We start from the raw sequence: 21,337 nt of genomic DNA on the forward strand, positions 1-21,337 counted from the left end.
AGCTGATGAAGGTGACCTGGCCGACCTGGGCGGAGACCCGCGTCTCCACCTTCGCGGTGGTGGTCGCCTCCCTCGTCGCGGCGGTGATGCTGTTCGGCATCGACACGCTCGCCTACAAGCTCATGGTCGACTGGCTGCCGCTGGTGTGGGGGAAGGTCAATGGCTGAAGAGAAGCCTGTCAAGCGCTGGTTCGCCGTCCATACCTATTCGGGCTTCGAGAACAAGGCGAAGAAGAGCCTCGAAGAGAAGGTGAAGCTCGAAGGCCTGGGTGAACAGTTCGGCGAGATTCTCATCCCGATGGAGCAGGTCGTCGAGATGGTGAAGGGCGAGAAGAAGACCTCCAAGCGCAAGTTCTTCCCGGGCTACATCTTCGTCCAGATGGATCTCAATGATCGCACCTGGCACCTGGTGAAGAACACGCCCAAGATCACCGGCTTTCCGGGCACTGCGCAGAACCAGCAGCCAACGCCCATCTCGGATGCCGAGGTGGCGCGGCTCACCTCGCAGATCTCTGAGGGCACCCTCAAGCCGAAGCCCAAGGTCCAGTTCGAGGAGGGCGACACCGTCCGCGTCATCGACGGGCCCTTCGCCAACTTCAACGGCACGGTGGAAGAGGTCAACCCGGAGAAGGGCCGCGTGAAGGTACTCGTGAGCATCTTCGGACGCGCCACTCCTGTCGAGCTCGACTTCATGCAGGTGGAGAAGACCACCGGCTAACCCCTTCCGCGGCTCCTGGCCGCGGAGCTCAGGGTGGGAGGGTCCTCGTCAAAGGCCCGCTCGGACCACCCAATCGAAAGGCAGTTGTCAGCTCATGAAGAAGGTCACAGGACAGGTCAAGCTGCAGATTCCCGCCGGCAAGGCGAACCCCGCCCCTCCGATCGGTCCCGCGCTCGGTCAGCAGGGCGTGAACATCATGGAGTTCTGCAAGCAGTTCAACGCCAAGACCCAGGCGGAGGCCAAGGAGGGTCTGATCATCCCGGTGATCATCACCGTGTACCAGGATCGCTCCTTCACCTTCATCCTCAAGACGCCGCCGGCGGCCATCCTCATCAAGAAGGCGGCGGGCCTGCACACGGAGAAGAAGAAGGGCTCGGGCGCCAAGAAGCCGGGCAAGGAGAAGGTGGGGCAGATCACCCGGAAGCAGCTCGAGGAGATCGCCAAGAAGAAGATCCAGGACACCACTGCGGCCTCTCTCGAGGCGGCGATGAACACCATCGCCGGCACCGCGCGTTCCATGGGTATCGACGTCGTCGGCTAGCCGACGCCCTCCCTTCGAAAGGATTCCTGTCATGCCGAAGATTGCCAAGAAGTTCGCCGCGTCCTCCGCTCTCGTGGACCGCAACAAGCGCTACCCCATCGCCGAGGGCTTCCAGCTCCTCAAGAAGACCGTGGAGGCCCGCGCCACCAAGTTCGACCAGACCGTCGACGTCGCCATCAACCTGGGTGTGGACCCGAAGCACGCGGACCAGATGGTTCGTGGCGCCGTGGTGCTCCCGCACGGCACCGGCGCCACCGTGCGCGTGGCCGTGTTCGCCAAGGGCGAGAAGGCCTCCGAGGCCGAGGCCTCCGGCGCGGACGTGGTCGGTGGGGATGAGCTCGCCAAGCGCATCGAGGGTGGCTTCCTTGACTTCGACACCGTCATCGCCACCCCGGACATGATGGGCGTGGTCGGCCGGCTCGGTAAGGTGCTCGGTCCTCGCGGCCTCATGCCCAACCCCAAGGTGGGCACGGTGACCATGGACGTGAAGAAGGCTGTCTCCGACGCCAAGGGAGGCAAGGTCGAGTTCCGCGCCGAGAAGGCCGGCATCGTCCACGTGAAGATGGGCAAGTCCTCCTTCCCAGCCGATAAGCTTGAGGCCAACTTCAACACCCTGGTGGACCTGGTCATGAAGCTCAAGCCGGCCACCGCCAAGGGCGTCTACCTGAAGGGGATCGCCGTCTCCACCACCATGGGGCCAGGCATCAAGATCGACACGAACGAGATCCTCGCCCGCCACCGCTAGCCGGTGAGCTGTCGGCTCGGCGACGGCTCGCTCAGGCCCGCCTGTCAGGGACCGAACAGTTTTCGTTCAGAAAAGACTGGATCTTTGAAGAAGCCGGGGATATAGGCCCCGGCTTCTGCAATTCGGACGCCATGTCGTTAGACGGGGCGTCCAACCCTGGTCCCAGACAGCAGGGACTGGGGAGACGGTGCACCCTCCGTTGGCAACCGGCCAACCGGTCGGATGGTGCGGCGCTCTCTCCAGTTCAAACGACCGCAAGGTCAGCCCTGCCGAGACTTGGAGGTGCGGTGTGGTGCCTCTCGAGGGCTCCTCTCGCTCTGCCGCTTTGGCCCAGGCATCAAGCCCACCCAACAGGTGGGCACAGTGAGGAGGTGAGTCAAGGTGCTGAAGAGCGAGAAGGAAGAAGTGATCAAGGAGCTCACTGAGAAGTTTCAGCGAGTACAGACCGCCATCGTCGCCGAGTTCTCCAAGCTGGACGTGGAGACCGTGACGAAGCTCCGCAGGAAGTTCCGCGAGAGCAAGGTCGAGTACAAGGTCATCAAGAACACGCTCGCCAGGCGGGCGGCCAAGGGGACGTCGGTGGAGGTCATCTCCGACGACTTCACGGGGCCGGTTGCATTGGCGATCAGCTACGAAGACGTCGCGGCCCCGGCCAAGATCCTCACCGAGTTCATCAAGGACTTGGAGACGATCAAGATCCGGAGCGCTGTCGTCCAGGGCCGGAAGGTCGACGTCGAGGGCGTGAAGGCCCTGGCGAAGATGCCGGGACTGCCGGAGCTGCGTGCTCAGCTGCTGGGGATGTTGACCCAGCCGGCGGGCAAGCTGGTCCGGACGCTGGCGGCCCCCGGGCAGCAGCTGGCGCGGGTCCTCCAGGCCAATGCTGACAAGGGCGAGTCCAAGTAAACGAATCGAGAAGCATTCCCACTACCAACCCACCGGTCTTTGCTCACCCTGAGGGTGCTCGCCGGTTAGATGAACTCAGAAGGAAGAATTCAATGGCTGCAGACCTGAATGCGCTGATTGACCAGCTCTCCCAGCTCACCGTCATGGAGGCGGCGAACCTGGTGAAGGAGCTCGAGAAGAAGTGGGGCGTCTCCGCCGCCGCCGCCGTCGTCGCTGCTGGCCCGGCTGCTGCCGGCCCCGCTGCTCCGGTCGAGGAGCAGACGGAGTTCACCGTCATCCTCGCCAACGCTGGCGCCAACAAGATCAACGTCATCAAGGAGATCCGTGCCATCACCGGCCTGGGCCTGAAGGAGGCCAAGGACCTGGTCGAGGGCGCGCCCAAGACGGTCAAGGAGGGCGTCAACAAGGACGACGCCAAGAAGATCAAGGACCAGCTCGTCGCGGCTGGCGCCACCGTCGAGGTCAAGTAGCTCCTTTCAGGAGGCGCCTGGTTTTGGGAAGTTTCCAGGCGCTTACCTGACCGGATGAGCAGGCCGGCGCTCCCTAGAAGGGGGTGCCGGCTTTGCCCATTTGAAGAATCCAAATTTCCCGACGCCACCGCGCGTTACTGAAGTTTGCCCGCCCGAGCAGTGCCCGTCCCCGGAGAATGAATGCCGACGCAGATCCAGAACAACTTCCGCGTGCGGAAGACCTTCGCGAAGATCGCGAAGATCATCGACATTCCCAATCTTATCAACATCCAGAAGCAGTCCTACGAGAAGTTCCTCCAGGCCGACATCGCCCCCGAGAAGCGCGAGGACATCGGCCTTCAGGGTGTCTTCAAGTCGGTGTTCCCGATTCGTGACTTCAACGAGACGTCCTCGCTGGAGTTCGTCAGCTACCATCTGGAGAAGCCGAAGTACGACGTTGATGAGTGCCACCAGCGCGGAATGACGTACTCCGCGCCCATCAAGGTAGTCGTCCGCCTGGTCGTTTGGGACAAGGACGAGGAGACCGGAGCCCAGTCCATCCGCGATGTGAAGGAGCAGGAGGTCTACTTCGGCGAGATCCCGCTGATGACCCAGAACGGCACCTTCATCATCAATGGGACCGAGCGCGTGGTCGTCAGCCAGCTGCACCGCAGTCCGGGTGCCTTCTTCGACCACGACAAGGGCAAGAGCCACTCGTCTGGCAAGCTGCTCTACAACGCCCGTATCATCCCGTACCGCGGCTCGTGGATCGACTTCGAGTTCGACCACAAGGATCTGCTGTACGTGCGCATCGACCGGCGCCGCAAGCTGCCGGCCACGGTGCTCATCCGAGCGCTGGGCGCGGTGTCCGATACCGCCAAGAAGAACCCGCTCGAGTTCCGGGGCTCCACTGAGGAGATCCTGAACTACTACTACGCCACCGAGACCATCTACCTGCACAGCGCCTCCGAGTTCGAGAAGTCGGTGGAGCTGGAGCTGCTGCCCGGTCAGCGCGCCACGCGCGACATCAAGACCAAGTCGGGCGACCTGATCGTCAAGAAGAACCGCAAGTTCACGCGCGCCGCCATCAAGAAGCTCGAGGCGGCGAAGATGAAGACGCTGCCCATCGACGCGGACGAGCTCTTCACCAAGGTGTCCGCCTACGACGTGGTGGACGAGAACACGGGCGAGGTCATCCTCGAGTGCAACGAGGAGGTCAGCCAGGAGAAGGTGGAGGAGCTCCTCAAGCGCGGCATCAAGGAGTTCAAGGTCCTGTTCATCGACAACCTCAACGTGGGTCCGTACCTGCGTGAGACGCTGATGATGGACAAGATCGAGACGCCCGAGCAGGCGATCATGGAGATCTACCGCCGCCTGCGCCCGGGTGATCCGCCCACGCCAGAGACGGCTACCAACCTCTTCAGCAACCTGTTCTTCAACCCCGAGCGCTACGATCTCTCCAAGGTCGGCCGCCTCAAGCTGAACTTCAAGTTCAGCATCGAGGAGCCCCTCGACGGGCAGATCCTCACCAAGCGCGACATCCTCGAGGTCATCCGCTACTTGGTGGACCTCAAGAACGGCAAGGGGACGATCGACGACATCGATCACCTAGGCAACCGGCGCGTGCGCGCGGTGGGCGAGCTGCTCGAGAACCAGTACCGCATTGGTCTGGTCCGCATGGAGCGCGCGATCAAGGAGCGCATGAGCCTCCAGGAGATCGAGACGCTCATGCCGCACGACCTGATCAACGCCAAGCCTGTCACGGCGGTGATCAAGGAGTTCTTCGGGTCCAGCCAGCTGTCGCAGTTCATGGACCAGACGAACCCGCTCTCCGAAGTCACGCACAAGCGGCGCCTGTCGGCGCTCGGGCCCGGCGGCCTCACCCGCGAGCGCGCGGGCTTCGAGGTGCGCGACGTGCACCCGACGCACTACGGCCGCATCTGCCCCATCGAGACGCCGGAAGGCCCGAACATCGGCCTCATCGCGTCGCTGTCCACCTACGCCCGCGTCAACGAGTTTGGCTTCGTCGAGACGCCCTACCGCAAGGTGGAGGCGGGCTCGGTGACGGGCGACGTGGCCTTCTACTCGGCGCTTGAGGAGGAGAAGCACACCATCGGTCAGGCCAACGCGGAGATGGACAAGAAGGGCAAGTTCGTCAACGCGCTCGTCTCTTCCCGCCGCGGGGGTGAGTTCGTCCAGGCCAAGGCCGAGGACGTGGACCTGATGGACGTGTCGCCGAACCAGCTGGTGTCCGTGGCCGCTTCGCTTATCCCGTTCCTCGAGAACGATGACGCGAACCGCGCGCTCATGGGCTCCAACATGCAGCGTCAGGCCGTGCCGCTGCTGCGCACGGCGGCTCCGCTCGTGGGCACCGGCATCGAGGCGATCGTCGCCCGCGACTCCGGCGTCACCTGCGTGGCCCGCCGCGACGGCATCGTGGAGTCCGTGGATGCCAGCCGCATCGTGGTCAAGGCGGAGACGCCCGCGAGCCTAAGCGACGTGTCCTCCGAGGTGGACATCTACAACCTGCTCAAGTACCAGCGGTCCAACCAGAACACGTGCCTCAACCAGAAGCCCATTGTCCGCAAGGGCGACCGGGTGAGGAAGGGCGACGTGATCGCGGATGGCCCGGCGACCGAGACCGGCGAGCTGGCGCTCGGCCAGAACGTCGTGGTCGCGTTCATGCCGTGGCAGGGCTACAACTTCGAGGACTCCATTCTCATCAGCGAGCGCATCCTCAAGGAGGACATCTTCACGTCCATCCACATCGAGGAGTTCGAGTGCATCGCGCGTGACACCAAGCTGGGCAAGGAGGAGATCACTCGCGACATCCCGAACGTGGGTGAGGAGGCCCTCAAGGACCTGGACGAGAGCGGCATCATCCGCATCGGCGCCGAGGTGAAGCCCGGTGACGTGCTGGTGGGCAAGATCACTCCGAAGGGCGAGACCCAGCTCTCTCCCGAGGAGAAGCTGCTGCGCGCCATCTTCGGTGAGAAGGCCGGCGACGTGCGCGACAGCTCGCTGCGCGTGCCCCCCGGAGTGGTGGGCACCGTCATCAACGCCAAGGTCTTCAGCCGCAAGGGCGTGGAGAAGGACGAGCGCGCCAAGCAGATCGAGTCTGCCGAAGAGGCCAAGCTCCTCAAGGACCAGAACGATGAGATCAAGGTCCTCCAGGACAGCGGCTTCAGCCGCATCCGCGCGCTGCTCCGTAGCAAGGAGGCCCAGGGCAAGCTCGTGGACGACAAGGGCAAGATCCTCCTGAAGAAGGGGGACATCCTCAACGACGAGCTGCTCGCCACGGTGCCCTACAAGTACTGGGCGGAGATCTCCGTCGGTGATCCGCTGGACGGCCGCATCCGCGACATCCTCAAGAACCTCGAGGAGACCAAGGAGGCCGTGAAGCTGGCCTTCGGCGAGAAGATCGCCCGCATCAAGAAGGGCGACGAGCTCCCGCCGGGCGTCATCAAGATGGTGAAGGTGTACGTCGCCATCAAGCGCAAGCTGGCCGTGGGCGACAAGATGGCCGGCCGCCACGGGAACAAGGGTGTGGTGTCCCGCATCCTCCCCGAGGAGGACCTGCCGTACCTGGAGGATGGCCGTCCGGTGGACATCGTCCTCAACCCGCTCGGTGTGCCCAGCCGTATGAACATTGGGCAGATCCTCGAGACGCACCTGGGCTGGGCGGCCAAGGGCGTGGGCGAGCAGCTCCAGCGCTACATCGACGAGAACTACTCCGGTGAGCAGCTCAAGAAGCAGCTGAAGGTCGTCTACGACGACAAGGCCTTCGGTGACTTCGTGGACACGCTGCCGGATGACGAGGTCAAGCTCCTCTGCCAGCGGCTGAAGAAGGGCATCCACGTCGCAACGCCGGTGTTCGACGGCGCGCGCGAGACGGAGATCCACTCGCTCTTCGACGAGGCGCGGCTGCCTCGCTCGGGCCAGATGGTGCTCTTCGACGGGCGCACGGGTGAGCCGTTCGATCAGAACGTCACCGTGGGCGTGATGTACATCCTCAAGCTGCACCACCTGGTGGACGAGAAGATCCACGCGCGGTCCATCGGGCCCTACTCGCTCGTCACGCAGCAGCCCCTGGGCGGCAAGGCCCAGTTCGGCGGCCAGCGTCTGGGAGAGATGGAAGTGTGGGCGATGGAGGCCTACGGTGCCGCGTACACGCTGCAGGAGTTCCTCACCGTTAAGTCGGACGATGTGGTGGGCCGCACGCGCATGTACGAGGCCATCGTCAAGGGTGACAACGTGCTGGAGTCCGGTCTGCCCGAGTCGTTCAACGTGCTCCTCAAGGAGCTCCAGTCGCTGGCCTTGGACGTGGAGCTGCTCGAGAGCGCGCCGCCCGAGCGTCAGCGCTCGTTCGGAGCGGACTTCGGCGGTGGTGGTGACGGCGAGGACCGGAAGACCGGCACCGAGGCGTAGACGGAGGGCCGCCCCGCTGGATGCCCGCTCCCATGAGGGGCGGGCGTCCCAGCTGAGTGGCGGCACGGGCCCGCAACGCAGGAGCGCCTGAGGCGCTCCCACTGAGAGATTTTGGAGGCAACGTGAAGGACATTTTCAACTTCTTCGAGAAGCCGAAGGACCCGCTTTCGTTCAACGCCATCCGCATCGCGTTGGCGTCGCCGGACAAGATCCGGCAGTGGTCTCACGGTGAGGTGAAGAAGCCGGAGACCATCAACTACCGCACCTTCAAGCCGGAGCGGGACGGCCTGTTCTGCGCCCGCATCTTCGGCCCCGTGAAGGACTACGAGTGCAACTGCGGCAAGTACAAGCGCATGAAGCACCGTGGCGTGGTGTGCGAGAAGTGCGGCGTGGAGGTGATTCAGTCTAAGGTGCGTCGTGAGCGCCTGGGCCACATCACCCTGGCCACGCCCGTGGCCCACATCTGGTTCCTCAAGTCGCTGCCGAGCCGCATCGGCAACCTGCTCGACATCACCCTGAAGGAGCTGGAGAAGGTCCTCTACTGCGAGAGCTACATCGTCCTCGATCCCAAGGCGACGCCGCTGACGAGGGGCGAGCTCGTGTCCGAGGAGAAGATGCACCGGCTCTTCCAGGAGCATGGTGAGGACTCGTTCACTGCGGGCATGGGCGGCGAGGCCGTCCGTGAGCTGCTCAAGTCCATCGGGATCGAGAAGCTGTCCGAGGATCTGCGAAAGGACATGCGCGAGACCAACAGCGAGGCCAAGCGGAAGAAGTACGCCAAGCGCCTCAAGGTCGCTGAGGCCTTCCGCTCCTCGGGCAACAAGCCCGAGTGGATGATGCTGGACGTCATCCCCGTCATCCCGCCGGACCTGCGCCCGCTGGTTCCCCTGGATGGTGGCCGCTTCGCCACGTCCGACCTGAATGATCTGTACCGCCGCGTCATCAACCGCAACAACCGCCTCAAGCGGCTGCAGGAGCTGAACGCGCCGGACATCATCATCCGCAACGAGAAGCGCATGCTCCAGGAGGCCGTGGACGCGCTGTTCGACAACGGCCGCCGCGGCAAGACGATCACCGGCCCCAACAAGCGGCCGCTGAAGTCCCTGTCCGACATGCTCAAGGGCAAGCAGGGCCGGTTCCGCCAGAACCTGCTCGGCAAGCGCGTGGACTACTCCGGCCGCTCCGTGATCGTGGTCGGCCCGGAGCTCAAGCTCCATCAGTGCGGCCTGCCCAAGATCATGGCGCTCGAGCTCTTCAAGCCGTTCATCTACAACAAGCTCGAGGAGAAGGGGTACGTCACCACCATCAAGAGCGCCAAGAAGATGGTGGAGAAGGAGCGCCCCGAGGTCTGGGACATCCTCGAGGACGTGATCCGCGAGCACCCGGTGCTCCTCAACCGCGCCCCCACGCTGCACCGTCTGGGCATGCAGGCCTTCGAGCCCGTCCTCATCGAGGGCAAGGCCATCCAGCTCCACCCGCTGGTGTGCGCCGCCTTCAACGCGGACTTCGACGGTGACCAGATGGCCGTCCACGTGCCGCTCTCCATCGAGGCTCAGATGGAGGCCCGCGTGCTGATGATGTCCACCAACAACATCCTCAGCCCCGCGCACGGCAAGCCCATCATCGTCCCCACGCAGGACATGGTGCTCGGCATCTACTACATGACGCGCGCCCGTGAGTTCGCCCATGGCGAGGGCCGCGTGTTCTCCTCGCCCGCGGAGGTTCGCGCCGCGTACGACCACACCGAGGTGCACCTGCAGGCGAAGGTCGTCTGCCGCATCGACGGCAAGCGCAAGGAGACCACGGTGGGTCGCGTCCTGCTGTGGGACATCGTCCCGCGCAAGGTCGGCTTCGACGCCATCAACAAGGTGCTCGACAAGAAGTCGCTCGGATCGCTGATCGACCAGTGCTACCGCCTCACCGGTGAGAAGGAGACGGTGCTTCTGGCCGACCGCGTCCGCAGCCTCGGCTACACCAACGCGACCAAGGCCGGTATCTCCATCGCGCTCAAGGACATGGTCATTCCTGCCAAGAAGCAGGAGTTCCTGGACTTCGCTCGCAAGGAGGTCGCCGAGATCGAGAACCAGTACCTCGAGGGTCTCATCACCGACGGTGAGCGCTACAACAAGGTCATCGATATCTGGGCCGAGATTACCGAGAAGGTCGCCGGCGAGATGATGCAGCAGATCTCGCAGGAGGAGGCCTCGGGTGAGGGCAAGGACGGCAAGCGCGAGACGCGCAAGCAGCCCTCGTTCAACCCCATCTACATCATGGCCGACTCCGGCGCCCGCGGCTCCGCGCAGCAGATCCGCCAGCTGGCCGGTATGCGTGGCCTCATGGCCAAGCCCTCCGGCGAGATCATCGAGACGCCCATCACGGCCAACTTCCGCGAGGGCCTCTCGGTGCTGCAGTACTTCATCTCGACGCACGGCGCTCGTAAGGGTCTGGCGGACACGGCGCTCAAGACAGCCAACTCCGGTTACCTCACCCGCCGTCTCGTGGACGTGGCGCAGGACGCCATCATCAACGAGTACGATTGCGGCACCATGGACGGCCTCTTCATCGGCGCCCTGGTGGAGGGTGGCGAGATCATCGAGCCTCTTGGTGAGCGCATCCTCGGCCGCGTGGCCCTGGACGACATCCTCGATCCCGTCACCGGCGAGGCGCTGGTGCGCGCCAACGAGGAGATCGACGAGGATCGCGTCCGCCGCATCGAGAACAGCGGTCTGGACCGGGTGAAGATCCGCTCGGTGCTGACCTGCCAGGCCAAGCGCGGCATCTGCGTGGAGTGCTACGGCCGTGATCTGGCCCGTGGCCGCAAGGTCTCCATCGGCGAGGCCGTGGGCGTCATCGCGGCGCAGTCCATCGGCGAGCCGGGTACCCAGCTCACGATGCGCACCTTCCACATCGGTGGCGCGGCGACGCGGCGCGCAGAGCAGTCCAGCCTCGAGAACCGGTACGCCGGTACGGTGAAGTTCGCCGGCCTCACCACGGTGCAGAAGAACGATGGCACCCTGGTGGCCATGAACCGCAACGGTGAGCTCGTCGTGGTGGACGACAGCGGTCGCGAGCGCGAGCGCTACCAGGTCATCTACGGCGCCCGCATCCTCGTGAAGGAGACCCAGCGCATCGAGGCGGGGACGCTCCTGGCCGAGTGGGACCCGTTCGCCATCCCGCTGCTCACCGAGGTGGGCGGTGTCGTGCGCTACGATGACATCATCGAAGGCGTGACGATGAGCGAGGCGCTGGACGAGGTGACGGGCCTGAGCCGCCGCACGGTCATCGAGTCCAAGGATCCCGAGGCCCGCCCGCGCATCGCCATCCGCGATGCCCAGGGCAACGTGAAGGATCTGCCTAGCTCCAGGAACCCGGCGAGCTACTTCCTGCCGCAGGGCTCGATCATCACCGTCAACGACGGCGACGAGATCCACCCGGGCGAAGTCATCGCCAAGGTGCCTCGCGAGACCACGAAGACCAAGGACATCACGGGCGGTCTGCCCCGCGTGGCCGAGCTCTTCGAGGCGCGCAAGCCGAAGGACGCGGCGGCGATCGCGGAGATCGACGGCGTGGTGTCGTTCGGCAAGGACACCAAGGGCAAGCGCAAGCTCATCATCACCCCCGAGGTGAATGGCGAGGCGCGCACGGACCTGGCCAAGGAGTACCTGATCTCCAAGGGCAAGAACATCAGCGTCCACTCCGGTGACCGCGTGAAGGCCGGCGAGGCGCTCATGGATGGCTCCGCCAACCCGCACGACATCCTCAAGGTACTGGGCGAGAAGGAGCTCGCGCGCTACCTGGTGGATGAGGTGCAGGAGGTCTACCGACTGCAGGGCGTGAAGATCAACGACAAGCACATCGAGACGATCGTCCGGCAGATGCTGCGCCGGGTGCGCGTCACCGAGGTGGGCGACACCAACTTCCTCGTCGACGAGCAGGTCGAGAAGTGGGTGTTCGAGGAGGAGAACGAGAAGATCATGGCCGAGGGCAAGCGCCCGGCCGTGGGCGAGCCGCTGCTGCTCGGCATCACCAAGGCCTCGCTCTCCACCGAGTCGTTCATCTCGGCGTCCTCCTTCCAGGAGACCACCAAGGTGCTCACCGAGGCCGCCATCAACGGCAAGGTGGACTACCTGCGCGGCCTCAAGGAGAACGTCATCATGGGCCGGCTCATCCCCGCCGGCACGGGCCTGCCCAACTACAAGCACCTTGACATTGAGGTGGAGAGCCCGACTGACGAGGTCAACGAGATGGAGGCCGCCCTGGCCGCCACTCACGGGGACTCGGCGCCCCTGCAGCCGCCCACGTCTCGCTCCGAGACCCAGACCACCGGCGCCGCCTAGCGGCTCCTGGGGCCTGAGGCCTGAAGTTCCTCCGCCGCCCCGGCCTCGTGCCTGGGCGGCGGTTGCTTTTTCGCCTGAGCCTCGGGCGTCCCGACTTGACGTGAATGATGCGGCGCGTTAGTTTGACGCGTCACGTCAATCAACGGACACACCCACAAGGAGAGACGCAGATGGCCACCAACGGCAAGTCGCGGAACCTGGAGACGTTCGTGAAGCAGCAGCTCGAGGGCGCGCAGAAGCGCTTCGAGGGAATCGAGCACGAGGCGGGGAAGGTGCTTCGCACCCTCAAGGCTCGCAGCCGCGGCCCCGCTCGCGAGGTGGAAAAGTTCTTGGGGCAGATCAACCCGGACGCGCTGCTGGAGAACCGCAAGGTGAAGGAGCTGGGCCGCAAGGCGACGCAGGTCAGCTCCGAGCTGCGCAAGCGCTTGGATGGGATCCAGACGCGGGCCGTGGAGGCCGTGGGCGTCGCCAGCCAGGCCCAGGTGAAGGAGCTCAACCGCGAGCTGTCCCGGCTGTCGAAGAAGCTGGATCAGATCCTGCCGGCCTCGGTGAAGAAGGTGACCTCCCGGGCCACCTCCCGCGTGTCCGCTCCGTAACGCATCGGTCCATCTGTCAGTCAACGAAGGGAAGGGTAGGTTGGAAACTGCCGTTCCCTTCGTAACCGGGCTGTGCTTACTTCCTGGTCACGTTTTCATTGGTCCCGGGCTTTTCCGGCCTGGGCGTACTCCCGGAGTGACCGCATGGACAAGCCAGAGGCCCCCCGAGAGAAGCACGCCGTCGCAGAGGCGTTCGAGCGGGTGTGGAGCCAGGCGCTGCTCGCGGTCTCCACCGCTGAGGAGGAGGTCAACCGGACTCTCCAGAAGGTGGCCACCACGGCGGGGTGGAGCCAGGACGAGGTGAAGCGCCACGCGCGCGAGTTCACCGAGCGGCTGGTGGGGCACCGGAAGGACCTGGAGCACTCCGTCGAGGTGGCTGTCCGTGGGGCGCTCTCGCGGTTGAAGGTACCCCGGCGAGAGGATCTGCAGGACTTCGAGGCGCGGCTGGACCGGCTGTCAGAGCGCATCGACGCCCTGGGGCGCCAGAAGTGAGGCCCCCGCCCACGGCGGCTCTGGGCGGTAGGTGGCTGGCCCGGCTTCACTCCTTGAGTTCTGGCTGCGCGAAGCTCCCGTTGCTTGCAGGGCTGGCGCTCGTTGTCTCCGCCCGAATCATCCCCGTGCTGAGTGAGCCGGCGCCCACGCCCGTGGTGTCAGGGGTGGCTCTGGCCGAGCCGACTTCCCATGACGCGGCCTTGATTGACGCGGTCCTGGCCAAGCGGGCCCCGGACCTGGGCCTGACCCTGCGTCGCCAGCTGGGCCAGGCCATCGCAGAAGAGGCCCGGAAGTCCAACTACGACCCGCTGCTCATCCTGGCCCTCATCGACGTGGAGTCGGACTTCGAGGAGGAGGCCATCTCCATGAAGGGGGCTCGCGGGCTGATGCAGATCAAGCCCAGCACGCTCCACTTCCTGGCTGGCAAGGAGGGCCTGAGGCTGTCTCGCGAGGAGGTGGCGGCGGATCCCGCCCTCTGTGTGCGCCTGGGCATCCGCTACCTGCGCAACCTGCAGGATCGCTTCGCCGGGGATCTGGAGTTCGCCCTCATGGCCTACAACGCGGGCCCTACCCGCATCCGCAAGGCCATCAAGGAGGGGGAGTTGGAGGCCTTCCGCCGCTACCCCCGGCTGGTGAAGCGTGACTTCCGGCGGTTCCGAGAGGGGGAGGGACTGGGAGGAGACTGGGCGCTGGCCCAGCGTGAAGACGGCAAGGAGCCCCCCACCCCCTGATCCGGGTGGTGAATGCCCGGCTGTCTTGCGCGTTCACATTCGTGTACGCGCGCCTTGTCCGGTCCCGCAGGGTGCGGTAAGGGGCTTGCAAGTTCCTGGGACCTTTGAGGATTTCCAGGAGAAACGCGCATGCATCGCTCGATTCTGTCCGCCGCCCTCTTCGCGCTCGCGGCCTTTGTTGTGCCCATCACGGCGCTGGCCGGCTCCGTGTACCTCAACGGTGTCCGCATCGATGGGGTCACCAACCAGAAGTTCGAGAAGGCCACCGTCCGCATCGACGAGAAGGGCGATGTCCACATCGACGCGTCCGGCTACGCGGTTCGGGTCATGTCGCCCCCGTCCGCCGTGCCCACCCCAGCGCCGGTAGCCGCGCCCCCGGCCCCGGCCGCTCAGGCTCCCACGGCTCCCCCTCCCGCGACGCCCCCTGTGGCAGCCACGCCGCCGCCTGCTGAGCCCGAGGGGCCCCCGATGCTGACCCGGCGCTACTGGCTGGTGACGGAGCAGGCGGTTCCGGGCATGTCAGAGTACGATGTTGACCTCTACATCAACTCCAAGTGGATTCGGAAACTCCGGAATAACGAGGAGCAAATCATCACGGAGGTCACCCGTCATCTCCAGCCGGGAAAGAACATCATCCTGCTCAGTGCACACAAGGTGGGAGCAGGAGACCGGAAGAGTTATTCGCCTCAGCACTACTTCAAGGTCATCATTGGAGAGGGCAATGTGGGTGGGGACAACGTGATGATCGACAACCCGATCATCCGCTTCCAGCGCACGGCCGCGGACACGAAGAATGTATCCGAGGAGTTCACGCTCACCACACGATAGCGCCCGAGGAGGCGGCTGGTTCCTTGTTCAATATCGACGAGAGATATCGCGGGCTGCCCGCGAGCCGCGAGCAGGTGATCGCGCTCCATACGTCGCTGAACTCGCCGCACCTGTTCATCCCAGGCAAGCCGGCGGGTCCGGCACAGGCGTTCATCCTGGGACTGCGTGGCTCCACGGGCTTCGCGACCTTCATCTACCTGTACCTGTCCGAGGCCGCCGACTGCGCGGTGTACGTCTCCGGTAAGCGCAACACGAGCTTCGAGGAGTACCTGGGCGAGGAGGGCGAGGCGCTGGCCTTCGTCGAGTCCATGGGCTTCATGATGGACAACTCGAACTGGCGCTCCCTGCCGCAGGCGACACAGGAGGATCTGCTGAAGACACTGCCCGTCTTCTTCCGGGATCCCAAGCAGGTGCCGGCCGTCGCCAAGAAGGTCGAGGAGAAGCGCAACGCCGCCGCCACCCTGGGCCGCTTCCTCGCCGCGTTCTGAACCCTCCCAGCCCCGAGTTCCCTCCATGTTCCGTGTCTCCCTGGCCTGGTCCGTCGCGCTCGCGTTCATCCTCTCTGGTTGTAAGCACGTCCCCACGGAGAAGGAGCGGCAGAACTCCGAGATCCGCTACAACCTGGGCCTGCAGGCCCAGCAGAACGGCAACATCCAGGAGGCGCTGAGCGAGTTCCAGCGCGCCGTGGAGACCGATCCGGACAACGCCGACGCGCAGAACGCCCTGGGCATCCTGCTGCACCTGTCCTTCCGGCGGCATGCGGAGGCGATCGAGCACTACAACAAGGCGCTGGAGGTGCGGCCCACCTTCTCCGAGGCTCGGACGAACCTGGCCAACGTGTACCTGGACCAGGGGCAGTACGACCAGGCGATCAAGCTCTACGAGCAGGTGCTCAATGACATGCTCTACCCCACGCCCTTCATCGCCCAGGGGAACATGGGGTGGGCCTATTACAAGAAGGGCGACACCGAGAAGGCGCTGGAGAACATCAAGGCCTCGGTGACGCTCAACCCGAACTTCTGCCTGGGGTTCAAGAACCTGGGCCTCATCCACGAGCAGACGGGCAACACGGAGGAGGCCTGCAAGCAGTTCGGCCACTACCGCGAGCAGTGCCCCGAGGTGGCGGATGCCTACATGCGCGAGGGCGTGTGCCTGGCCAAGCAGGGCCAGGCGGACACCGCTCGGGAGCGCCTGGAGACCTGCGAGACCAAGGCGGCTCAGCAGGCGCTGAAGGAAGAGTGCCGCCGTCTGCGGGAGCACCTGTAATCTGGGACGCCTGTGGACCACGTCGACTTCGGCAGATACCTCTCCCAGCAGCGCGAGCTGCGAGGGATGTCGCGCGAGGACATCTCCCGGGTGACGAAGATCCCCCCAAGTCTGGTGGCGGCGCTCGAGGAAGGGCAGGTGGAGCGGCTGCCGGCCCGGGTCTTCATCCTGAGCTACATCCGGGCCTATGCGCACGTCATCGGGCTGGCGCCTGAGGAGGCAGTCCTTCGTTACGAGGAGGTGGACAAGGCCACCCCCGCTCCCACTCCGGCGGCACTCGAGCAGGAGCGGCGCCGGCGCGCGTATGGGGTGCTGACGGTGGTGCTGCTCGTCCTGGTGCTCGGCGTGTATGCCTTCCTGGTGGCGACCGGGAAGCTTGCGCGCCCCTTCGGGGGTTGAGAGAGGCCATGGAGCGGTTCGTCGATGAAGCGCTGGTGCTGTCCACCACGGACTACGGTGAGGCGGACCGCCTGGTGACGCTCCTCACCCGCGAGCATGGCAAGCTCACGGCCTTCGCCTCGGGGGCGCGCAAGAGCAAGCGACGCTTCGCCGGCGCGCTGGAGCCCTTCATGCGCCTGCGGGTGCAGATCGTGGAGACCCGCGGCAGCACCGTGCGCCTGGACTCCGCCGACATCCAGGCCGGCTACTACACGGCTCGGCAGGATCTGGCGCTGATCGCGCGCGCCCTCTACGCCGTGGAGCTGTGCCGCGAGCTGACTCGGGACCATGAGCCCCAGCCGGAGCTGTTCGCCCTGCTGGAGGAGTACCTCGTCCGGCTGGATGCCAAGGAGGCGGGCCCTACGTCGCTGCTCGCCTTCGAGCTGTCCGCCCTGGCCCACGCGGGGCTGATGCCGCGCTTCGATGCGTGCGCCCTGTGTGGCGGGGAGCCGGGCGAGCGCCCACGCTTCGACCAGTCCCACGGTGGCGCGGTGTGCGAGCCGTGCAGCGGACGGGCCCGGGACGCGGTGGCGATCCCTCCCGCGCTGCTGATGGGCCTGCGCTCGCTGCAGGAGGGGCACCGCACGCCGCTGCCCCCGGAGCTGAGAGCCCGCGCCCGAGGCCTCCTCAACATCTTCATCTCGCACCACCTCGGCCGGCGCCTCAAGAGCGTGGACTTCATGGCCCAGGTGGGGCTGGACTGACGCAGGCCGGGAGGGGCAGCCATGGCAGACGCAACGCCACCGCTCGACGTGGTGTGCATGGGCGAGACGTTGGTGGACTTCCTCCCCTCGGAGACCGGGCGCCGGGTGCGTGAGGTGTCCTCCTGGGCGCCCTGCGTGGGCGGCTCGCTGGCCAACGTGTCCGTCGGGGTGGCCCGGCTGGGCGCGCGCTCGGGCCTGGTGTCCGTGCTGGGCTCGGATGAGTTCGGCCACTTCCTGCGCGAGCGCATCGCCGCCGAGGGCGTGGACGTGAGCCACGTGCGCCAGACGACCGAGGCTCGCACAGGGCTCGTCTTCATCTCGCTGGATGCACGCGGGGAGCGCAGCTTCACCTTCTTCCGGACGCGCTCGGCGGAGTTCCTCCTGGGCGAGCAGGACGTGGATCCCGACTTCCTCGGGCGGACGCGCGTGCTGCACTGGGGCTCCAACTCGCTGCACCTGCCCGAGGCCCGCAGCGCGGTGCGGCGGGCGGTGGAGCGCGTGCGTCAGGAGGGGCGGATCGTGAGCTGTGATCCCAACCTGCGCCTCCACGCCTGGGCCGATCCTCGCGAGGCCAAGGGTGTCCTGGAGCAGCTGCTGCCGCTGTGCACCGTCGTGAAGCTGTCCGAGGAGGAGATGCCCTTCGTGACCGGGTACACAGGCACTCGCGACGCCCTGGAGTTCCTCCGCGGCATGGGCGTCGTACTGCCCGTGGTGACGCTGGGAGAGAAGGGTGCGGCCTTTCTCTGGCAGGGCGAGGTGGTCCATGTACCCGCGCCGCCCACCCGCGTCGTGGACACCACTGGGGCCGGAGACGGCTTCGTGTCCGCCTTCTTGTACGGGCTGACGCGCCGGTACACGGACGCGCGGGCGCTGCTCGGGGCGACCCAGGAGTCGCTCACGGAGCTGGCCACCTTTGCGTGCGTGGTGGGCTCGCGTGTGGTCGAGCGGCTGGGCGCCGTCGCCGGGCTTCCGCGCGCGGCCGAGGTTGCCGATCAGATGCCCCGGGACTTGCGGCCTCGCTGAGCCTGGAGGCCAGGATCAGCCGCGCAGCGCGACGCGTCCGAGCAGCGAGAAGGGCTGCTCCGTGATCGCCGCGACGCGCCGGGCCTCCAGTGTCGCGGCCGAGGCCTGCGCGGTCTGCTGCACGCGCGCGGTCTCGGGCAGGTCATCCGTCGTTGCCTTGAACTCGGGCACCGTCAGCACGCGGCCCTTCCACGCTGTCTCCGCCGGGGCCTGATAGCGCGGCGGCTCCGGGACGCTCAGGGCAGGGCCACTGCGCACCGAGAAGTCCTGCGAGTCCTTCCAGAAGGCCTGGTACGTGGACTCGACCTGCTTCACCTGCTGGGCGCGGGCCGAGGTCCCCTCCAGCGTCTCCTGCAGGCGCTGCTGGAAGGCCTCACTCGTCAGCAGCTTGTCGATCGTGCTGAGCTCCACCGGGGGCCGCTTGCCCACTGGCTCGAACCCATCCTGGAGCCGCTTGTGGGCGGCGTCGAACCCGTCCTGGAACCGGTTCTGGACCCCGGAGACGGCTTCGACGGGAGGCCGCTCCCACTGCCGGTTCTGAGCGGGAGCAACACCGTCCAGCAGCTCACCCACTCGATCGAACTGAGGACTCCGGTTCCAACGATTGATGGCGGTCACACTTCTATTAACGGCGAAAGTGGGGAAAAGTTACGTGCCTCCCCACCTCGCGTCCTAAGCGCCCACAGTCACTGGCTTTTGACGGTTTGCGTCATCTCATGGCCCGTGAGATTCAGGGCAGCTCCGTGGCAGGGCAGAACCCGGCCAGCGGTGCGCAGGCCTGGATGTAGACGTGCGGCTGACCCGTCGCGTCAGAGCAGTAGAAGCGGGTGCCCGTCTCGTTCTCCACCTGGAAGCCCTTGCACGTGAAGGCCTGTCCGGGCGCGGCACTGTCAGGGGGACAGGAGCCGCCCTCGCCGGTGGTGCAGGAGAAGATCACCTCGGTGCAGTCGAAGCCAGAGGGGCAGTCCTCGTTGTTGGTGCAGTGCGTCCCGCAGAAGTTCCGCGTCTGCCCCTCGCTGATGAAGGTCAGGCACGAAGCGCCGGAGCCGCAGAGACCCGAGGCTCCCGTGCAGTCCCTGCAGTCCACACGGCTCGAGCGGGCGGCACAGGCTCCCCCGGACGCAGAACAGAACAGGTTCACGTCGCAGCTGGCGTTGATCCGGCAGAACTCGCGGCACTGGCCGCCCTCGCAGGCCATCTTGTCCGGGCAGTCCGCGTCCCGGCGGCACCCCGGGCGGCAGCGCGCCGTCTGCGGATCGCAGAGCTGGCCGAAGCCGCAGTGCTCGTCGATTGTGCAGGGCCCGTTGGGGAGGCAGCGATCCGTGGTGACGTCACAGAAGTTGCCCGAGGGGCAGTCGGCGTTTGTCGTGCAACTGCCGAGCGCCTGGCAGAACCCCAGGCCGTTGCAGTACTGGCCCGCCTTGCAGCCCGAGTTGTCGCGGCACAGGCAGCCACCCGAGGCAGCGTCACAGAACCTGCCCGTTCCACACGCCGCATCGCTGATGCAGACGCAGCGCTCCTTGGCGGGATCCTTGCGGTACCCCGCCGGGCAGCACGCGTCCCCATTGCACACGCATGCCTTCACGGCGGCGCTATACGTGTGATCCGGCGGGCAGCACGAGGAGCGCGCGCAGACACAGTCCTTGCGCTCGGGATCGTAGCGGTGATCCACCGGGCAGCAGTCGTCCGAGTTGCACACGCAGCGCTCGGCCAGCGGATCGTACCGGAAGCCCACGGGGCAGCAGCTGTCCGCGGTGCAGCCGCACCCGCCCGCCTGGGTGTCGAAGGTGTAGCCGGAGGGGCAGCACTCCTGATCGCCGCACTCGCAGCGGCTCTCCTCGGCGTTCCACACGTGGCCCACCGGGCAGCAGGAGTCATCCCGGCAGACACAGGACTCGCTCGAGGCGGAGTACTCGTGGCCCTCCGGACAGCACGCGGTGTCGCGGCAGGCACACACGCCCGCCTCACAGCGCATCCCGGTGGGACAGGCCTGATCCGTGAGGCACTCGCACGTGTCTCCGTTGGAGACGTAGCCGACAGGGCACTCGGGCGTGAGGGCCGTCCGCGCGCAGGCCGACAGGCCTACCAGGGCCAGGGACGCAAGCAGGAGCAGGGCGGGGGAGCGGTTCACGGGGCCTCAGGGGAAGGCAATGGCGTATTCGAAGCGCAGCGTCGCACCCGGAGGCGGCACGTAGTTGCCCAGGAAGGTGATGCTCTGCGTGTCCGTGCGGTACTGCCACCCGTTCACCACGTCCTTGGGCACCGGGTTTCCGTTGACGAGCACCGTGATCGTGGCGGGGTCCGGCTTTAGCGACAGCGGGAAGACGCGGCGCAGGGTGTTGAGGGCGGCGGCGATCTTCACCAGCGTGGCCTCGAAGGACGCGTCGCAGATGGAGCCGATCACCCCGCCCGTCCTCGTCGCCACGCTGCTGTAGCGGAAGGCCGGATCGGCCCGGCCGCCGAAGTAGATCTCCTCGCCCGGCGGAAAGCAGCCATCCGGAGTCGTGCCACCGATGATCGACAGCGAGGAGAGGTTCTCGTTGCCCGGCTGCTTCAGGCTGCGCAGGAAGCGCGCGTAGTAGGCCGGATCACCATAGGAGCTGTCATCCTCGTCCGTGACGGCGATCACCACCAGCGCGGCGTTGGGGCGCAGGAAGCCCGTATTGGCGCCGCTGAGGTTGGGCTCGGTGAGCGCCAGCTCCATCATCCGCAGACCCTGCTCCAGGCGCGCGCGCGAGGCGTTGGGGAACGTGGTGTTGTCGAGGAAGACCTGGCGCGGATTGGGGGTGTCGTTGGTGATGATCTTCGTGGCGCCGCGCAGCGTGCCCCGATCATTGTGGTTCGTGGAGATGACGCCGATGTGGAAGCGCACCTGGAGCGCCAGCAGCTCGTCCAGGAAGCGCGCGAAGTTGTTGGTCAGCGTCTGCCGCTGGTTCGTCATCGAGCCGGAGTCGTCCACCACCCAGAGGATGTCGACGATGCCGTCCGCCTGGCGCTGCACATCCACCTGCACGGCGGGGATGGCGGGCGGATCGCGGACCTCGACGCGCCGGGTGACGGAGCGATCCACGCTGGGAGGGAGCAGCTCGACGGGAGACAGGCGCGGCGGAGCCACCGCGGGCACGGCCTCGCCGCGGCC

General features: G+C 66.0%; 20 protein-coding genes. 17 read left to right on the forward strand and 3 right to left on the reverse strand.

Features of this window, described 5'->3' with window-relative positions; translation table 11 throughout:
• Positions 1 to 5 precede the first annotated feature (5 nt).
• The 17 genes from secE to VD972_RS23825 all read left to right on the forward strand — a co-directional run bounded on the left by secE (position 6) and on the right by VD972_RS23825 (position 18,198).
• Positions 6 to 167, forward strand: coding sequence for a preprotein translocase subunit SecE (gene secE, locus VD972_RS23745; protein ID WP_324990700.1), 162 nt, complete (start codon positions 6 to 8; stop codon positions 165 to 167).
• Positions 160 to 717, forward strand: a complete 558-nt coding sequence (nusG, locus tag VD972_RS23750) for a transcription termination/antitermination protein NusG (protein ID WP_324990665.1) — start codon at positions 160 to 162, stop codon at positions 715 to 717. The genes secE and nusG overlap by 8 nt, the downstream gene beginning before the upstream one ends.
• A gap of 94 nt (positions 718 to 811) precedes the next feature.
• Positions 812 to 1,258, forward strand: a complete 447-nt coding sequence (gene rplK, locus VD972_RS23755) for a 50S ribosomal protein L11 (protein ID WP_224248662.1) — start codon at positions 812 to 814, stop codon at positions 1,256 to 1,258.
• Between the two features lie 31 nt (positions 1,259 to 1,289).
• On the forward strand, positions 1,290 to 2,003 hold the full coding sequence (rplA, locus tag VD972_RS23760; protein WP_324990668.1) for a 50S ribosomal protein L1: 714 nt from the start codon (positions 1,290 to 1,292) through the stop codon (positions 2,001 to 2,003).
• A gap of 381 nt (positions 2,004 to 2,384) precedes the next feature.
• On the forward strand, positions 2,385 to 2,906 hold the full coding sequence (gene rplJ / locus VD972_RS23765; protein ID WP_324990670.1) for a 50S ribosomal protein L10: 522 nt from the start codon (positions 2,385 to 2,387) through the stop codon (positions 2,904 to 2,906).
• A gap of 92 nt (positions 2,907 to 2,998) precedes the next feature.
• The gene (gene rplL, locus VD972_RS23770) at positions 2,999 to 3,376 is read left to right on the forward strand and encodes a 50S ribosomal protein L7/L12 (protein WP_324990672.1); all 378 of its coding nucleotides are present in this window, start codon (positions 2,999 to 3,001) and stop codon (positions 3,374 to 3,376) included.
• Between the two features lie 180 nt (positions 3,377 to 3,556).
• Positions 3,557 to 7,783: a DNA-directed RNA polymerase subunit beta gene (rpoB, locus tag VD972_RS23775; RefSeq protein ID WP_324990674.1), complete on the forward strand. Its 4,227-nt coding sequence runs from the start codon at positions 3,557 to 3,559 to the stop codon at positions 7,781 to 7,783.
• A gap of 122 nt (positions 7,784 to 7,905) precedes the next feature.
• Positions 7,906 to 12,120 carry a DNA-directed RNA polymerase subunit beta' gene (rpoC, locus tag VD972_RS23780; protein WP_324990676.1) on the forward strand — a complete coding sequence of 1,405 codons (4,215 nt, stop codon included), beginning with the start codon at positions 7,906 to 7,908 and terminating at the stop codon, positions 12,118 to 12,120.
• Between the two features lie 170 nt (positions 12,121 to 12,290).
• Positions 12,291 to 12,716, forward strand: coding sequence for a hypothetical protein (locus VD972_RS23785; RefSeq protein ID WP_324990677.1), 426 nt, complete (start codon positions 12,291 to 12,293; stop codon positions 12,714 to 12,716).
• Positions 12,717 to 12,860: 144 nt separating this feature from the next.
• Positions 12,861 to 13,208: a phasin family protein gene (locus VD972_RS23790; protein ID WP_324990679.1), complete on the forward strand. Its 348-nt coding sequence runs from the start codon at positions 12,861 to 12,863 to the stop codon at positions 13,206 to 13,208.
• A complete protein-coding gene (locus VD972_RS23795) occupies positions 13,205 to 13,939 on the forward strand; it encodes a lytic transglycosylase domain-containing protein (protein WP_414654108.1) in 735 nt (244 codons plus the stop codon). The genes VD972_RS23790 and VD972_RS23795 overlap by 4 nt, the downstream gene beginning before the upstream one ends.
• A gap of 129 nt (positions 13,940 to 14,068) precedes the next feature.
• Positions 14,069 to 14,767, forward strand: a complete 699-nt coding sequence (locus VD972_RS23800) for a hypothetical protein (protein WP_324990683.1) — start codon at positions 14,069 to 14,071, stop codon at positions 14,765 to 14,767.
• A gap of 23 nt (positions 14,768 to 14,790) precedes the next feature.
• A complete protein-coding gene (locus VD972_RS23805; protein ID WP_324990685.1) occupies positions 14,791 to 15,255 on the forward strand; it encodes a social motility and stimulation tgl protein in 465 nt (154 codons plus the stop codon).
• Positions 15,256 to 15,280: 25 nt separating this feature from the next.
• Complete coding sequence (gene tgl / locus VD972_RS23810; RefSeq protein WP_324990687.1) at positions 15,281 to 16,033, forward strand: social motility TPR repeat lipoprotein Tgl; 753 nt, start codon at positions 15,281 to 15,283, stop codon at positions 16,031 to 16,033.
• Between the two features lie 12 nt (positions 16,034 to 16,045).
• Positions 16,046 to 16,432 carry a helix-turn-helix transcriptional regulator gene (locus VD972_RS23815; protein WP_324990688.1) on the forward strand — a complete coding sequence of 129 codons (387 nt, stop codon included), beginning with the start codon at positions 16,046 to 16,048 and terminating at the stop codon, positions 16,430 to 16,432.
• A gap of 8 nt (positions 16,433 to 16,440) precedes the next feature.
• Positions 16,441 to 17,175: a DNA repair protein RecO gene (gene recO, locus VD972_RS23820; RefSeq protein ID WP_324990691.1), complete on the forward strand. Its 735-nt coding sequence runs from the start codon at positions 16,441 to 16,443 to the stop codon at positions 17,173 to 17,175.
• Positions 17,176 to 17,196: 21 nt separating this feature from the next.
• Positions 17,197 to 18,198 carry a carbohydrate kinase gene (locus VD972_RS23825; RefSeq protein WP_324990693.1) on the forward strand — a complete coding sequence of 334 codons (1,002 nt, stop codon included), beginning with the start codon at positions 17,197 to 17,199 and terminating at the stop codon, positions 18,196 to 18,198.
• Positions 18,199 to 18,213: 15 nt separating this feature from the next.
• Here VD972_RS23825 and VD972_RS23830 read toward each other — a convergent pair whose 3' ends face one another.
• From VD972_RS23830 to VD972_RS23840, 3 genes are all read right to left on the reverse strand, one after another.
• Entirely contained in the window at positions 18,214 to 18,816 is a 603-nt protein-coding gene (locus tag VD972_RS23830; protein ID WP_324990694.1) for a hypothetical protein, read from the reverse strand.
• Between the two features lie 112 nt (positions 18,817 to 18,928).
• Complete coding sequence (locus VD972_RS23835; protein ID WP_324990696.1) at positions 18,929 to 20,329, reverse strand: hypothetical protein; 1,401 nt, start codon at positions 20,327 to 20,329, stop codon at positions 18,929 to 18,931.
• 6 nt (positions 20,330 to 20,335) lie between these two features.
• A partial coding sequence (locus VD972_RS23840) for a vWA domain-containing protein (RefSeq protein WP_324990698.1) occupies positions 20,336 to 21,337 on the reverse strand: 1,002 nt, incomplete at its 5' end.

Source organism: Hyalangium sp., from assembly GCF_035629615.1.
Lineage (GTDB): Bacteria > Myxococcota > Myxococcia > Myxococcales > Myxococcaceae > Hyalangium.

Bases quoted from the DNA above. Each gene is read 5' to 3' on its own strand.
- rplK (WP_224248662.1), top strand. From the start codon at position 812: ATGAAGAAGGTCACAGGACAGGTCAAGCTGCAGATTCCCGCCGGCAAG.
- VD972_RS23825 (WP_324990693.1), top strand. From the start codon at position 17,197: ATGGCAGACGCAACGCCACCGCTCGACGTGGTGTGCATGGGCGAGACG.
- VD972_RS23785 (WP_324990677.1), top strand. From the start codon at position 12,291: ATGGCCACCAACGGCAAGTCGCGGAACCTGGAGACGTTCGTGAAGCAG.
- tgl (WP_324990687.1), top strand. From the start codon at position 15,281: ATGTTCCGTGTCTCCCTGGCCTGGTCCGTCGCGCTCGCGTTCATCCTC.
- recO (WP_324990691.1), top strand. From the start codon at position 16,441: ATGGAGCGGTTCGTCGATGAAGCGCTGGTGCTGTCCACCACGGACTAC.
- nusG (WP_324990665.1), top strand. From the start codon at position 160: ATGGCTGAAGAGAAGCCTGTCAAGCGCTGGTTCGCCGTCCATACCTAT.
- rpoB (WP_324990674.1), top strand. From the start codon at position 3,557: ATGCCGACGCAGATCCAGAACAACTTCCGCGTGCGGAAGACCTTCGCG.
- rplL (WP_324990672.1), top strand. From the start codon at position 2,999: ATGGCTGCAGACCTGAATGCGCTGATTGACCAGCTCTCCCAGCTCACC.
- secE (WP_324990700.1), top strand. From the start codon at position 6: ATGAAGGTGACCTGGCCGACCTGGGCGGAGACCCGCGTCTCCACCTTC.
- rplA (WP_324990668.1), top strand. From the start codon at position 1,290: ATGCCGAAGATTGCCAAGAAGTTCGCCGCGTCCTCCGCTCTCGTGGAC.
- VD972_RS23800 (WP_324990683.1), top strand. From the start codon at position 14,069: ATGCATCGCTCGATTCTGTCCGCCGCCCTCTTCGCGCTCGCGGCCTTT.
- VD972_RS23790 (WP_324990679.1), top strand. From the start codon at position 12,861: ATGGACAAGCCAGAGGCCCCCCGAGAGAAGCACGCCGTCGCAGAGGCG.